The organism is Oceanibaculum nanhaiense, assembly GCF_002148795.1.
GTDB classification, from domain to species: domain Bacteria; phylum Pseudomonadota; class Alphaproteobacteria; order Oceanibaculales; family Oceanibaculaceae; genus Oceanibaculum; species Oceanibaculum nanhaiense.
In genome coordinates, this window is record NZ_MPOB01000010.1 from 45,209 (window position 1) to 60,814 (window position 15,606).

At 61.9% G+C, this 15,606-nt stretch carries 6 protein-coding genes; all 6 read right to left on the reverse strand.

Going from position 1 to position 15,606, the window contains the following annotated elements:
* Positions 1-104 precede the first annotated feature (104 nt).
* Positions 105-1,589 (reverse strand): phospholipase D family protein, encoded by a 1,485-nt coding sequence (locus tag BKM74_RS19020; RefSeq protein ID WP_245825963.1) that lies wholly within the window; start codon positions 1,587-1,589, stop codon positions 105-107.
* Positions 1,586-4,750, reverse strand: a complete 3,165-nt coding sequence (locus BKM74_RS15590) for a UvrD-helicase domain-containing protein (protein WP_086466631.1) — start codon at positions 4,748-4,750, stop codon at positions 1,586-1,588. Before BKM74_RS15590 ends, BKM74_RS19020 begins: the two co-directional genes overlap by 4 nt.
* A complete protein-coding gene (locus tag BKM74_RS15595; protein WP_086466632.1) occupies positions 4,747-7,449 on the reverse strand; it encodes a PD-(D/E)XK nuclease family protein in 2,703 nt (900 codons plus the stop codon). Before BKM74_RS15595 ends, BKM74_RS15590 begins: the two co-directional genes overlap by 4 nt.
* A gap of 216 nt (positions 7,450-7,665) precedes the next feature.
* Positions 7,666-9,720, reverse strand: a complete 2,055-nt coding sequence (gene brxL, locus BKM74_RS15600; protein WP_217895506.1) for a BREX system Lon protease-like protein BrxL — start codon at positions 9,718-9,720, stop codon at positions 7,666-7,668.
* Positions 9,717-12,062 (reverse strand): BREX-1 system phosphatase PglZ type B, encoded by a 2,346-nt coding sequence (pglZ, locus tag BKM74_RS15605; protein ID WP_086466633.1) that lies wholly within the window; start codon positions 12,060-12,062, stop codon positions 9,717-9,719. The genes brxL and pglZ overlap by 4 nt, the downstream gene beginning before the upstream one ends.
* Entirely contained in the window at positions 12,059-15,598 is a 3,540-nt protein-coding gene (locus BKM74_RS15610) for an Eco57I restriction-modification methylase domain-containing protein (protein WP_086466634.1), read from the reverse strand. Before BKM74_RS15610 ends, pglZ begins: the two co-directional genes overlap by 4 nt.
* Positions 15,599-15,606 lie beyond the last annotated feature (8 nt).

A 15,606-nucleotide genomic window follows, 5' to 3' on the forward strand; every position in this document is an offset into this window, starting at 1 on the left:
AACTCTATTGCTGTTTACACCAATCGGCGCGAGTTGAGCAATCACATGACGCGCGGGGCTGTCATCTCGTGCAGCGCGGCGGGCGATTGCTTCGACTCGCTCACTCACTCGACATGTATGGTGACGTCATAGCCCAGCGAGCGGAGCGCTTTCGATGTGCGTCCGTTTCTCGGAGGAAACCGATCAGGTAAAGCCCAACCCACGAGTTCCCCGAGGGCACTTATCCCAAGGCCATCGATTTTCCACTTCGGATCGGTCACTGCTTGCCAGAGACGCTCAGGTAGCTGTTCGTTTGACCCCCCATACAGTACGTGTTGGAGCAGGTCGCTGACACGGGCACCGCCAGACGAACGGTCATTCCAGATGCGCTTTGAAAGCGCGGCGACTTTCTCTGGTATCGTATAGGGGGTGCTATCATCGGCGAGGCTCACCGCCTTGTTCGGAACCCGTCGCGCGTAATCCTTGATCGCGTGCACGCCCAAGCAGATGTCCTGGAACTCTGCATGCGTCATTGATCCAAGACGTTCCGCCGTCAGCGAGGAACGAAGAAGGGGGGCCGTGATGTTTAGCATCTCATCTTCGTTCGATGGCGCCGTTGGCAACCTCCGCCACCAATCTATCGCCTCAAAGAGAGCCCCCTCCCGACGCCCCTTGTTCAGCTCATAGAACGCGGCGTAATTGGCTTTTCGCCCGTCGAAGGTGCGCTGGTAATAGTGCGCGTGGAGAAACTGATCTGTCTGAGCCCCGACGGGAGCAGACTCGCTGATCCATGCGGGCCGGTTTTCAGGAAGGCTGATTTTCGTCCCGATGTTGCGAAGATCCTGAAGTGTTGAGTGCCACTCTTCGAGGAAGGCCTGGCGTCTCCTATCGCTGGCACTCTTCGGGGCGGTTTGTACGAGGCCTGACCATTTCGTAAAGCTTGGACTCGCCCAGAAGCTCTTGGGATCCGGCATCGCTGCAGCCAAGGCTTTCGCCCGTTGGGTCATCTCGCGAATTAATTCCTCTGTCAGCGGGGTTGAGTGCGCGTCAAGCGTGGCAAACAGATCAAGAAGATCGCTACCCATTTCGTCGGAGATCTCTTCCTCAGAAAAGAAGCATCCGGCTTCGACATTCTTGTACCACGCGCTGCCGGTCAGATTGGCAGAGCCAATGTACGTACCCACTCCGCGCCACCAGATGACCTTGGCATGGTGATGTTGGACGAGACGGCATACGAAGTTCGGAGATTTCTTGCTCAGGAAGCTTGCGAGGATCGGTACGCTAACTGCGACGCAATCATCCAGCCGGCCATAGAATTTGAGCGGAATCTTATTTTGCCAGCACCAGTCAAAGAGCAGAGAGGCGTCCGTAGCATATGCCACGGCGGCCAGAACCTCCTCGGTATCGCGCGAACAGTTTTCGGTGATATTTCGGAGGTAGTGGCCATTGATGCCGCCCATTATGAGTCGCATGGGCCGGGCCCCTTCTGTTTCGACTTCGGACGACAGCTCACACTGATACTCGTTGTGATGAGGTGTGTAGCTCTGCCGTCCATCGTCGCTCCAATTTAGCTCCAATCCGTTGCAATGAACCGCTTCAAACCGGATCAAGCGAGATTAACCTCGAATACAACACCCACGATAGGCATGTGGATGAATGCGGTTTGCACGGATTTGCTAGTCGCCTGGGTAACCATTTGGCCATAAAGCCTGAGCTGAGGTGTGAACTCTTGAGCCTTCTCTAGCCACGTATCTGGTGCGCCAGGGAAGGTCTTGTGATCGAAGATCACGAAGCCGTTGTCGGTCTCTAATAAGAGGTCGATGCGGCCGCTGGCGCGCTGATCGCCGATACGGCTGAACACCGGCACCTCTTTGTGTCGTCGGGCTTGTGGCCAGCGGTCGGCAACGAATCGCTCGAGGCGATCACTGGCCTCGATCAATGATGCAGGCTGCATGGCGCCGCTCACTCCCCACCGATCGAGAATGTCGCTCGCCATCACCTCGCGCTCCGCTAGCGGTCGGCTGGTGCGATCGGCTGCCAGAAATCCGTGAACCGCTTCGCCCAAAAGGCGCATATCCGGACTTCCGGTTATGGGGAGGCGCGAACCGATTTCGATGGGTGCCTCCGCTACGCCCGAGCTGCTGACTTCACCCTCAACCAGGAGCGCGCTTGGTAACAGCCATGCTGGTGGGTACTTGGGTGGATCGCCCGTGAGAAGGGGAGGCCCATACCAGGCGATCGCCTCGGTTCCGCCTTGCGGGATCGCCGGTGCAAGCGCGGTCACCGACTCGACGACCATTGTGAAGGTCTGGCCGTCCACGTTCAGTTCGACCTCACCGTTTGCCTGCGGCAGTGTGAGCACCGAAGTTCCGTCATCCCGGGTCAGCAGATCGATCCAGGCTGAAGGCGTTGACGGTCGGGTGGCGAAGACCAAGTAATCGCGCGCTCGGGTCATACCCACATAGAGCAGCCTGACAAGTTCTGCGATCTCGGCCTCCGTTCGGGCCTGGGCCTGCGGGCTTGCCGCCGCCGTCGCATCGAGATGGACGTCCTTGGCCTGATCGCCGTACGGCCAGGGCCAAAAGCGAATCCAGCGTCCCGCCAGCGGATTCCAGGCATCCAGTCCGTCTTCGGGGGCTTCTGAATAGACGCCGAAAGGTGACCGTTTTGCTCCATCCTGAAGGTCAAGCAGGATAACGACGGGCCACTCCAGGCCCTTTGCGCGATGGTACGTGAGAACCCGGACGGCATCGTCACCTTCGAAGGCGGGGCGCTCACCGCCGTTTTCCAAGCCTTTTGCGAAGTGTGCGATGAGCCCCGCGGCAGTCGCCGCGCCCCGCGTGGCGCGGCATGCATCCTCGTACAAGAGCGCTACCTTCCGCAGGGCGTCCAGATTCGCTAAGCGTTCGCCTGCGCGGTCCCACCGCCGAACGAGCTGATCGATACGGGCCGCCGCGATGGCCGTCTCGAGTGCTTCGGCAGGCGTCAAGTGAGCCAGGTTACCGCGTTGCTCATCAAGGGCGACGACTGCTTCGCACCGGGCCTTTAGCACATCTGCGCCTTCGGTCAGCCACACGGCCAGCCAGTCGTCGTTTCCTTCAATGAAGTGCGCAAGCTCGGCGATCGCGAGCGTGTCCGCCGGGTCAACCAGGTAGCGCAAGGCGGCAATCGCCAAGACCGCTTCCGGTGTGTCGAGCAGACCATCTCTCGGCATGGCCGCGAGAATGCCGCGTGCGCCAAGGGCATCGGCTACGGTTTTGCACCGTTCGTTCTGGCGACAAAGAACCGCGATATCGCTTGGCTTCAGTGGTCGAGTGGTGCCGTCGGCGCGATTGACAACCGGAGTGGCTTCGGGTGCTGCCAGCAGCGCGTGGATGCGCCCCGCCATAGCTTCCAGTGCAGTCGGCCAGCTCTTACCCTCCAGCATCCAGTGATGAAGGGCTGGACCAAAGCTCGGCGGTTCGTCTCGATGGATCTTTGGGATCACCACCTTGTCCGCCGGTACGCCCTTTGGCGGAAAGGCCAAGGCAAACACGGAGTTCGTGAACCGCACGAGGTCAGGCCGTGAACGCCGGGAGGTATCGAGCATCTCCTCCCCACCTCCCGTGGCTGGTCTGATTTTCTCGATAACAGCATTTACAAGTGCCGGATCAGTCTGCCGGAAACCGAAGATGGCTTGCTTCTGGTCGCCGACCCAGAGAGAGCGCTTGACCGCTTTGGCCAACTCCAGAAAAACCGCCAGCTGGATGGGGCTGGTGTCCTGAAACTCATCCACCATTAGAAGGTCGAAGCGTTCGCGCATGCGGGCGCGAATGTCAGGTTGGCGCAGCAGATCAAGTGCAAGCGCTTCCTGATCGGTGAAGTCGAGCAGACCGCGCTCCCGCTTGAACTCTGAGAAATGGTCCAGTGCCTCTGCCGCACAGGCAAATGTGAGTTCGATGAACATCCGGATATCAGTGTGAAGACGCGGGTGGCCCGGATGACGCGCGGCGATGTCTCGCACCTCCTGGAGGAAGGGCTCCGACGCCTTCGCGGCCTTGAGCTTCGACAACCGAGCCCACGCGTCCCATGCCAGGGGTCTGCCGCTCGCCATCTGTGAGGCCGCCGTACGCAGCACACTCAGGGATCTTGCTGTTGTGCTCGTTGAATCCCCGCCGGCTTCGATGTCAGCGATGCATTTCCGAACGGCTGTTAGCAAAGCATGATTCAGCTCATCGGCCGTCGCGGAGTTCGCGGCGGGCATGAGAAGTGGCTCCATCCCCTGCCAGGACTTGGCTGCAAAATCGGCGAACTGCTTTGCGTCGAGCCCGCTACCGCGAGCCAAGCGAACGATCTCAAGTACGGTCGTGGGCCAGTCATCCTGGCGCAGTCGTTCGGCGATGGGATCAATGCGATCAGAGAACTTCTGTATGGCCTCCTCGGTCGCCAGGCGAAACAAGGAGTCAGCCATTTCAGGGGCGATCACCTCAGCGACCGGCGACAGGCCTCCATCGATCGCGAAATCTCCGACGAGGCGCCCGCACACGCTGTTCACTGTGCCAACCAAGCCCGCCAAGGCGGATTGAGCGGCATCGGCGTGCCCTTCTTGAATGAGACGGGCGCGCACTCGCTCCAACAGCTCGGACGCCGCCTTGACCGTGAAAGTCGTCGCAATGATGCGGGCGGTCGACATCGCGCTTTCGGCAGCCTCAACGTACTCCGTACTCAATCGCCAGGTTTTGCCCGTGCCTGCGCCAGCGCTCACAACGGAGATCGGCCCCATACCATTCATGATCGACCTCCCTTGATCGAGGCGCCGCACAATGGGCGGTAGTCACAGAATCGGCAGCCGGGTTCGACCTGAGGCATCGGATCAACGTCGGCATCGTCGGGACCTGGCTCGACTCCTCGGACCAGGATTTCACCTTGCTCCAGCTGTGCCATTCGATGATCGTAGGCGTGCTGGAGCACGTACCACGTCTGCTTGAGATCGGAGCCGGGCACATGGTGAGCGGCCGGGAATGGATGCGGGCTCGTGAAGAGCAAGGTCTGCTGCCGCAGCATGAAGTACCCGGCGCCGATCGCCCTGCGGCCGGCCTGCTCCTCAAGCCAAGCGTATGCGGCCAACTGAAGAGCGCGGCCCTCCTGTATCTCCTCTCGACGATATTTGTCCCGCCTCGACCATTTGAGATCGAGAACAACGGATCTGCCGTTTGCATCCTGAAGAACGAGATCGAGGTAACCGCCAAAATCCTGGCCCGGCGCCAAGCTCACGACGACCTCTTCCTCACATCCCCTGACGGTCAAGCCGGCATCGGAAATCATCTGGACCAGCAGGCGGATTGATGAGGACACGCGCGCTTTGGCTCGTTCATACTCGACGGCATAGCCTGGCCTCAGCAACGGAGCGGCGATTGTGAGGGCAAGGCTATCGAATAGCCGTGCAGCCTCGTTTGCCGCGTCATCCGGCAGCCAATTCTTTCGTTGAGCAAAGAGATGCTCCACGACAGCATGAGCGAGAACACCAACAAGCTGCTCGTCGTCAGGCAGCACATTGAGTACGCTCGGGCGAATTCTTGCTCCGTACTGCAGCGCCCACGCAAGCGGGCACTCAATCAAGGTTTTGATGCTGGTGATCGATTCCATAGATCTGCGCGAGAGCGCGCACGCGGACAGCGTCCACTTTCGCCTGGGAGAGGGTAGGGGCATCGGGCCAACGGCTTGCCGCTTGATCACGCGATCGGCCAGCTGCGCTGTGCCAGCCACGGTAATCGATCGAGCCGGAAACCTTGCCTTCCCAACGGCTCTTAGGGGTTCTAATTGCGCAAAAATTTCATGCCACAAAGGATGTGCCTCGGCAGCTTCACCACGGAGTTGACGGGGCATTACGAGGATCGCCCGCGATCGGACATTGAAGAGTGCTTGTCGCCAGCTGGCGGCCTCACGCAGGATCATGTCCTCGGCTGGCTCGATGCGGATATCGGCGGTGGCGAGTGCCGCAAGCTCGACATCAGACCATGGCAGTCGCGGAGGCGGTGTAATTTCGCCGGCAAACCCCCACCAGACGAGGGAATCGGTCATGCCCCAGAGCTGTCCAGGCTGATCAACGATAGACCAAGGGGCCGCCTCCTCGGTTGCTACTGGCGCAGCCGCGCCTTCGGCGGTTACAGCATCGATTAAGCGGCCAAGCTGGACCGGGGCAACACGAGGCGACCCTAGGGCCGCGATCGCCTCGCTGAGGGCGACCGCGTGCGAAGCCGCCGTCAGAAACAGAGGGTCGTCGTCACTTTGGGCAATGCCGGCTGACCATTGCGCAATGCGACGGCACACGCCCTGTACCACCTGCACAGGAATTCCATCGGTGCGTCGAAAGCGCTGGGGTTCAAGCCAAAACCGCCATTCCGCTTGAGCTTTCTCAATTTCCTTTTTGACCGTCGGATCGTCCAATCCGTCGTCCCGCTTCCACCCCGTCAAGTCGTTCACGCAGGTCTGCCAGGCATCGGTCCATAGTTCTCCCCCGATGCCTGGCTCGTTCATCAGAGCTTGCGCGAATCTGCGGGACACAAACCGGGGAAGAGGGCAGCGCGGCAGGCTCAGGAACTCGAGGATCCTCGCAGGCTCAATGGGATCCCATAAGATTTCCAGTGCCAAAGGCAGGACCTGGAGGGCGCTGCGCTGTGCGGAAGACTCGGTCCAGCCCGGACGCGGCAACCCTAGCCTTTGACATGCTGCATCCAGGGCGGGGCATCCTGTTCCGCGGATGATGACTGTTTCGCCGTTGTCTCCCGAGGCAAGCCAAGCCGCCACTGCGTCAGCGGCTTGCCACTCATCGTCAGCGTCAAGGACGATAAGACTTCCATCTCCTGCGAATTCAGAAGCCTTACCCCCGTTTAGCGATCTCTGGATGGCCGCGAGATCGGAGTCCCCCATGGGCTTGGGCGCTTCCAACGCCTGAATGTCGACGCCTTTGGCCCGCAACTCAGTCAGCAAGCGTCGCCAGAGCGGAGGAAAGCGTTCCTCCGGTGACGTCACTTCGATTCGTTTGATCGGCAGATCGGCCCCATCGCGCAGACCATCCAAGATGGCCTGCAGCCTCTCACCCAGGCTTGTGCCCAAAGGGAGGCCATTGGCGGCCTCCAAGGATGCCATCGTGTCAAGGCGGGCTCCCCCACCGTCGATTGGCTGGCCATGCCAGCCGGCGGCGTAAAGCTCATCACGCCAAATGAGCAACTGCTTGGCTGTCGACCATGCGTCACGCGCGAAGGAGCGAGAATAGAAGCGGGCTCCGTCATCGAGTCCTCGCAGCCGTCCCTGGTACCGCGCAATGCGAACAGCCGCGGGCGTGCTGGGGCCGGCGAGCCCGAGGGGAGCCTCAAGAAGGCCAAGGAGGCCGTGCGGGCCGACAACGGGTTGACCTATCGCCGCCGCTGACGCCGTTGCCGTTAGGGGGTGGCAAGGGCCATCAAGCTTCCATCCGAAGATAATCTGCATAGACGCCCCCCCATTCTTGAGGCAGATGTGCGGGCGAACCCACTCCGCTCATAAAAGTGAACTATATCAACTCGGCAAATGACCCGATTCGGATCGTAAATCGGTAACTGAGATGCCGGTCTTCCTTGATCGCGTCAGCAACTTCGACCTCCAGTAACTTGTCTCTTATCAGACGCCCGATCCTGTCTTGTGTGTAGAGAATCGTTAGCTGGATCCCTATTCGACAAGAGCCTTGAAGACGGCGTCCGACCCGTCCTTGTAAAACTCGATGCTGATCTTCGTCCAAAGCTCGTCGGGAAGATCGTTCAGCTGCCGGCGTGCGGAAACCGGCATCAGAAGGGTCTGAGCTTGCTTGTCGATAGCGAGCTCGGCGATCCTGACTGCGTTCGGGATCATTTCGATCGAGCCCCCGAGATTCAGAGCGCCCACGACCATCGTTCCCCCTCGCGTGTTTCGGCCGAGCACGGCGCCGCAGAGGGCGACGAGCACGGGCACGCCGAGGCCCTCGCCGGACTTGTCCGTGTCCAGGGGCCGCATCTGGATGGTGAACTCCTCTTCCCGCGGGTTGCGGTCGCCCACCAGCTCTTTCGCCCTCGTGTACAGGTTCTGTTCGCCGACGCGGACGCTCTCGCGAAACGCCGGCGGGGTCGGCTGATTGAGAATTCGCACGCCACTACCCGGACCGCAGGTGACCTCGATGCGGTAGAGGCCGGGGCCGGTCTCGGACGTGCCGAGACTGACACCCCAAACCTGGCCCGGTGGCAGAGGATCACTCTCGATCGCTTCGTCGCTGTGGAGCTCAGGCGTTGCGACGAACTGCTCCACGCCCTCGGGCCCGAGAATGTAGCTGAAGTGTGTGTTCCGGAACTCGCTTTTGAAAACGCGTCTCTGCTGCTCCTTCACGCGGCGCCGCGCTTCGAGCGCGATCCGGACCATCCATTCCAGATCTTCGTCGGAGATCGGCATCTCGGGATCGGGGAAGAGCAGCTTGGTCAGGCCGCTGACCGTCTTGTTGACCGCCTCGATGTCGCGACCGCTGAGCGCGCCGCCGAGATGGACGCGCCCCTGCATGAACGAGATTCTGTTGCCGCTGCGGAGCCGGCTCCAACCCTCGCTCAGGAAGTCGCTTACGAGCCCGAAGTGGTCCGTGAGGTGCTCGCTCGGCTTCAGCTTCGGGTAATCCCAACCCGGCGCGTAAGCGTGAATGCGGTCCATGAAGGCGGTGTCGTCGCGCATCTCCGGCGGCATCGGGCTCAGCAGATGGCCGATTTTCTGCTGTTGCTCCACATCCACGTCGAGGTTGCCGACCATTACAATGCTGCCTTCGGCGCGGATGTTCTCCTTGGCCCGGCTGAACTGGCCTGAGGCCATGTAGCCCTTCATGATGTTCACGCCGTCCTTCTGATCGAAGGAAATACCTGATACCTCATCGAAGCAGACGACGTCGTACTGGCAGACTAGGCCGCGTTGCCCGGTCGCGTTGTTCACGAACATCTTGGCGACAGTCGCCTTGCCGCCGGAGATGAGATGGGCGTAGGGCGATATCTGCTGGAACAAATGGCTCTTACCGGTGCCGCGCGGGCCGAGCTCCACGAGGTTGTAGTTGCGCTCCACGAACGGCACCATGCGGAGCAAGGCGACGCGCTTCGCCCGCTCGCTGAAAGCCGATGGCTCCAGACCGATGGATCGCAGCAGGAAATCAGCCCATTCGGCGGTGGTGAAGGCGCGCCGGCCCTTGATGTAGATGTCCAGGACATCGGACTTTGACATCTGGATCGGCCGCAACGCGTCGACCTTGAAGGGGCGCCCGCCCTTTTCCTGCGCGATGATCCCGTCGTAACTGAGCGTCACTTCGGCATAAAAGCCGTCGGTCAGCATGCGCTCGTTCTCGCGCACCATCTCGTCATCGATGCGGACATCGCGAAGCACGAGGCTTGGCAGCTCGGCGACGTAGCAGTCATTCTTGGCGTCGAGCCGCGCCTTGAGCATGTCGATGATCTTGACCGATCCTGTCTCGCGCGCGCGTGCCTTGAAAAGCTCCTCCTCGCCGGTTCGGACGGTGCGGTCCTTGAGCTGCTTCTCAACGATCTGCAGGCCTTCGGCGATCTCTTCCGCGTCGACGCTCGCGCAATAGCGGCCCAGCAGGAACTCGACCACGTAAGTCGGAACCGGGTATTGCCGGGAATATTTCTGCACCAAGTCCTTGCGCACGAGGTAGCCGTCGAAGACGGATGCCGCGAGCTTGTCGAGATGGTCCAATTCCATCGTCATGTTTCTTCTCCGACGGTCGTCGGCTTGTTGTCGAGCACCCGTCCCGTTTGATCGAAGACGACGACCGAGGCCGCAGCACCTTCATGGCTGTCGTCGGACACAGCAAGGCTCGTTTCGCCCGTCGAGCCGAGTTCCTTTGGGGCCGCGACGATGCTTGTCTTGGCCTGCTTCCAGTTCAGCCGCAGATCGACCTTGAGCCCCGAAACATTCGTCTCGACCGCGACCCGGCAACGCATGCCGCGCCAGCTGATCTCGGTGATGCTGGCGGCGACGGCTGCTTCGCCACGCTCGACAATCAGCTCGGGGATCACGCACTCCTGCAGGCTGACGCCGCCATGGGTGTATTCCGTGCTGGCGAGGAATGCGCCGATGCCGGGTGGTGAGGCGATGCGCAGCAACGGATTCCAGTACCAGGGATAGGTCGGCACGGTCGGCGTGGAGCCGCCCTGCACCGCGGCGCACCGCGCCCACTTGGTGGCGACGAGGTACGGCGGCAGATCTACCTTCGGCAGTCCACCGGGCAGCAGCAGCCAGCCGTGATCGGTGACGACGCGGACCGCTCCCCATCCGGCGCTGAGCAAGCCCTCTATGCGGTCGACGATTGCCTCGATCTCCGGATCGAGCTGGCGGATGAGCAGGCTTCCAAGGGAATGTCCCAGTGAGTCGATCTTGCCGATCTCGGCCCACGCGCCGGCCTCGGCGCCGACGGCCATGCGGGCTTCTTCGGCATCCAGCACTTCAACACCCTGTCGCGCCATCGCGTCGCGCAAACGCTGCGCGTTCGCCGGCTTTCCGCTCTCTGCGATCAGCGGGTAGAAGTCCTCGGCGTCGGCGCCGCCCGAGCACGCGCCGTGGGCGGGAGATGCGAGCGGCTTTGCCGTCGCCGTCACGGTGGGGATCGGCGCGACCCGGTGCGACATCCGGGCCTTTAGCCCGCGCGCTTCGAGCCTCTCCAGCAGCATCATACCGAGATCGAGGCGCAGGCCGTCCGCGAAGAGCACGCACGTCTCCCGGTCGGCGGACACGCCAGAGGCCAGCTTTGCGGGGTCGGTGCCGTCCGTCGAAAGGAGCTCCTGGAACCGGCGTGCAGAGCGATCGAGCCAAGGTTCATAAAGCGCCCGCACCACCTTGGTGACGAGGTTGTTCTCATTGCCCGGCTTGAGGCTGGACAGCGCCTCGATCGCCGCGCGATCGCACCGCCAGCCTTCAGAAGCGTAGTCGGCGATCAGTGCTTCGACTGTCGCGCCGCCGAGCGGGCGCCTGGCGGCGCGGGCAAGCCGTCCGAGCGGTTCGAGTGCGACGGCATAGGGGCTTTCGCCGATCTGCGCCCACACCCAGCCGCGCCGCTCCTTGTGTTCTTCGTCGAGGGCGATGATCTTGTCGCAGGCCTGTGCATGGGCAAGATCGACGACCGCTTCCAGCGCGGCGCGCAGCTTGTCTTCCCGCTCGTCGTTCAACCCTGGCCGGCGGGACTGATCGACGAGGCCGAGCAGGTCCTTGGGCCGCGCCTGGCGCAGGACCGCGGAGATGCCCGGATAGAGGTTCGGAGCGTCGCAGAACCGCTGCCACACCTCGTTCCACTTGCCGCCGCCGTGCAGCAGCGCGTCGGCCGCGGCCTGAATCCCGTCCTGATCCGGATCGAAGCCGAACTCGCGGACGCAGACGTCGCGGAAGGTTGCCCAGCGGCCGGCATCGCAGCGGCCCTCGAAGGCCTCCCTGTCGCTCATCCAGGTGAGCAGGTCGCGGATCGGATCGCCGATCGCGAGACGATCGAAATCGTCGGCTTCCAGCCGCCGGCCACGCAATGCCGCAATGGGTTCTTCCGCGAGTAGGGGTAATGCGCGGAGCATCGCATCGCGCGTACGCTGGTCGCGCGCGACATCGAGGCCGAGAGCGTCTTCGGAGGTTAGGATTGCCTCGACAGTCCAGTCCCGCCCGTTCCGCTGATGCCAGACCGCTCCGCGGTACTGAAGCTCAACGAGGGGCATAAGGTGCCGTTCCTTTGCCGGAAAATCGCCGCCGGCGCGAAGGTCCTGCCGCGCGACGTTCGGCAGGTAGAGGATGGGTGCAAGCTCGGGCGCCGGCGAGACGTCCGGCAGCGTCCGCTCGACGATGCATTTGAGCCAGATGACTGGCCCCTGTCGCTCCTCGGGCGCGTAGGGGCCAAGCACGTAGAGTTCCGGCAAGGCCTTCATCAGCGCCGGGAGCAGCGGCTTCCAGTGGCCGTCGGCGTCTGTCCACAGCAGGGCTGCCGGCGGCGCCACGCCGTCCGGCGCGCGCAGGCTCGCAGCGAAGGACGTCTTCAGCGCATCGAGCAGGGTCTCGGGCGAGGCGCTCGTCACGACCTGCCTCCCGTCTCGGCGGCATGGCGGTCGCGCGCCGCCTGCTTGAAGGTGTGGCTGCAGTGCAGGTCGTTCCATCGATTGCCGTCGAACTCCCGGCCGCCAGCGAAATCGACGGCGAGATTGAGATCCTCGGGATCCCAGCCCCAGAACCAGGGATAGTCGTTCCTCTCGCGCTTCGGTTCCTTGCCGCGGTCCTTTTCCCATTTGATCTTCGGTGTCGCGCGCAGGATGCAGGCGGTCTTTGCGCGACCGTTCAGGGGGCGGGCGGTCATGAACGGGCGGATGTTCATCCGCACGCCGTCATTGATATCCGGCTCCCAGCCGATCGGCTGCTCGTGGAGCGGCTTCCAGCGGACGAAGATGTCGTAGGGCGGCTCGCCCTCCAGAATCTTGATCAGCTCCGCGCGTAGGTGCTCGGCATGGGCGAGGCGCGCGTCAGCGCCCTCGACACCGGCCTTCTGCTCGGCACGCTGGCGATCGATCCAGTCGCCGAGATAGGAGTAGATCAGCTTCTCCAGCGTGCGCCGGCCCTCGCCGCCGGGTGCTGTAAGACGATGGTAGTTGACGAGCGCGTGGAACCCGTCCCGCCGGCCATCCCACACGTGCCAGACGAAGGGGCGTTGATGGAATAGCGCGCAATGCTGCTCGAAGAAGCCGTCACGCAGCCAGTCGTCCAGTGTCTTGCCGGCGAAGCCAGCATCGGCCAAGAGGCTCGCAAGCTTGGCTGCTGACCACTCGGCGCCGAAGGCATCGGCGAGCAGAGTGGTCAGCCGCTCATGCGCTGGCGCTTCGCCTTTGGTGGCATTGAGGCATACGATGCCGTCGGAATCGGCATGTTTTTCAAGACCGTCAGATTCAACAGCAGGGCAGCCACTGAAGCTGGAACCAGTTTGGCGCGGCCACTGGTACCCAACAAGTCGTTCTACTGCGACTGATAATGGTGCGTCGGCTCCTTTAGGTTTACCGTCAAATAACCATTGTGTTGGGTCGAAAGAATGAGGTTTAGGAAGCCCATGTGGATATTTCTCGGCAGCTATGCGCTCCCATTTCCGAAGATCAAATGGAATCTTTACGAGTGTTCCATTAGCGACAATGACGTTGTGATCAAGTTCCCTGACAAGATCATGAAATTCTCGACTACTACACAATGCCCACAGGGCCGGTAAAATCTCTTCGGACTGTGGAACGATTGCAGCCAGTGCTTTTTCGTGTCGTTCACCAGTGTATATTGTGGCCTTCAGATCTCTCATCAGGCCAACAGCAATTCCCAATCGGCCCCAAGCCTGTTGGCCGCTTTGATCTTGGTTGTGGATTTGATCGCGCTCAGCCTGCGTCATACCCCGGACACGGTTGGTTCCATAATCCCAAGCAACCACATGTTCGCGACCACCCCAGAGTCTCGTTGACTCGACCGTTCCTTGCTGAAAGGCCCAACCAGACTCTTCCCTTGGGAACTCCCAAAAACATCTCCCATAATGTGGATAGTCTCCAGTTCCCAAACCTAGGTACGATGCGCAATACTTTGACAATCGAGCACCATCAGTCACTTGGTCGATCGAAATTCGATGATCGGGGCTAGCGATCTGGTCGCGCTGGTGAAGGATCGCTGGACGTGCGTTCTGGAGAAACAGCGATTTCTGTTCTGGTGAGCCGCCGTCGCTGGCGTTTGCTCCAAAGAATGCGTGCTCAGCCGTTGGCTTTGCTGATGTGACGATGATCATGGCAGTGAAGGCGCCAGCCGCCTGAGGGCTTTCAAACCCGTGCTCGCCAAGTCGCGCGACAGAATTCAATCTGATTTTGTTGAGGAGGCTTCTGCGAAGGCTCTTATACGTATTCAGGAAAAGCCAATTCTGAGGTGTAACAATTGAAACAGTTCCCTCCGATCCGGAAAGGAAGAGGCAACGCTCGACAAAACACGTTGCAACGTCGGCTTTCGCATTCGGAAAAGTAGACTCGCAATAGCTGCGAAGCAGATCATCCTGCTTGCCCCGGCCAAGATACGGGACGTTTGTGGAGACTAGGGTAAATTGGCGAGCAAGTATCTCCGCGGCCTTCGCCATACCCTGCGCCGCAACCACGATTTCACGCGCTTCGTCCGTGTCGGACGCAGCCAGGATCGACGCGAGAAGCGGCTCCAACTTATCGAAGCCTTCGCGGAAGATATCGGCGCTGGCCCGACGTGGGTCGATCAGGCTGCCAAGCCACGGTGCCTTGGCGAAGAGATCGTAGAGTGCCTCAAGGCCGTTCTTGACCCGCTCTTCCAGCCCGACTGTGAGAAGATTCGTTTCGACGCCGAGCAGGTCTCGTTTCGCCGCCGGGTCGGCTGCCGTCACAGCCTTCTCCGCGAGCCGCAGCCACTCGGCCTTCGTGACGCCGATGGCGAGGCCCGAACAGGCGAGGTTGAGCCTCGGCAGCGGTCGGTAGCCCACCATGCGCCAGGCGGCGAAGGCGAGATTGAAGGCCGCGATCTGCGTGCAGCGCTGGTCGATCTCCAGGCCGAACAGATTGTCGCGCAGCACCGCCTCGACCGCGGCCTCGCGGGTCAGCCCTTCCTGGGCCATGCGGAACGCGACCAGGATCGGCAGGGCGAAGACCAGGAAATGGCCCGAGCCCATGCAGGGGTCGAGCACGGTGATGTCCTTGACCGCCTTGGGCCAGCCGTCAAACGTTCCGGCTGCCGGCCGCCAGGGGCCGTCATCACCGCCATCATTCTTGTCGCGCACGAACCGCAGATAGGTCCATTCGACGTCGCCGACCCTGCAGGCCGCGCGCAGCTCGTCCTCGCTCTTTGCCGAACTGGCGAGATTGGGGTTATCCGCCAGCACCTTGCCGGCCCACCAGGAGCCCAGCGTGTTGTGCAGCAGGAAGAGGACCATGTAGTCCTCGGTGAAGAGCTGGGTGACCGCCGGCAGCTCGTCGGCACCGATCTTGGTCCCCGACTTGTTGACCTCGTCCTTCCGGTCCGCCTGCCAGAACTGGTAGACCCACCCCAGGCTATCGTCGGCGAGGAACACCTCCTGCGGCAGTGCCTTCAACAGGTCCTCGAGTTCCGAGCGCGTCTCCGCCGGCAGGGCTACAGCCAGCACCGGATCGTCCTTGCGGAAGATCTGCGGCAGCATCCGCTCGGCATAGTCGCTCGCCAGCTCCAGCCAGTCCGCGCCCTGTTCGCGCGCGAGCTCGCGGGCTTCGTCGAGGCTGATGGCGACCCCCGACTCCGGCTCGATCAGAAGGTCGGTTTCGGCCAGGAAGCGGGCGAACAGCATGCGGTGCCAGTGCTCGTAGGCGCATTCCTGCATGAGTCGGCCCATCGCCTGCGTCCCGCGCTTCGAATCGCGATGGTCGCCGAGCTGCCGACCATGGGCGCGCAGGCGATTGCGCAGCGCTCGCGCCTCTGGCGTCATCGCGCCCCACGGCTCGTGATGGTGCACGGCAAGCTGCTCCAGCACCTTCCTAGCGCCCGTCTCGGCGACGCGCCGCGCCTGACGGACAGTGCGTTCCAGCTCCCTGCGGAGGTCGCGCGCGAGCGAGGCCATGCTATATC

Coding starts and splice junctions, on each gene's coding strand:
- BKM74_RS15590 (WP_086466631.1), bottom strand. CDS start 4,750: ATGAATGGTATGGGGCCGATCTCCGTTGTGAGCGCTGGCGCAGGCACG.
- BKM74_RS15595 (WP_086466632.1), bottom strand. CDS start 7,449: ATGCAGATTATCTTCGGATGGAAGCTTGATGGCCCTTGCCACCCCCTA.
- brxL (WP_217895506.1), bottom strand. CDS start 9,720: ATGACGATGGAATTGGACCATCTCGACAAGCTCGCGGCATCCGTCTTC.
- BKM74_RS15610 (WP_086466634.1), bottom strand. CDS start 15,598: ATGGCCTCGCTCGCGCGCGACCTCCGCAGGGAGCTGGAACGCACTGTC.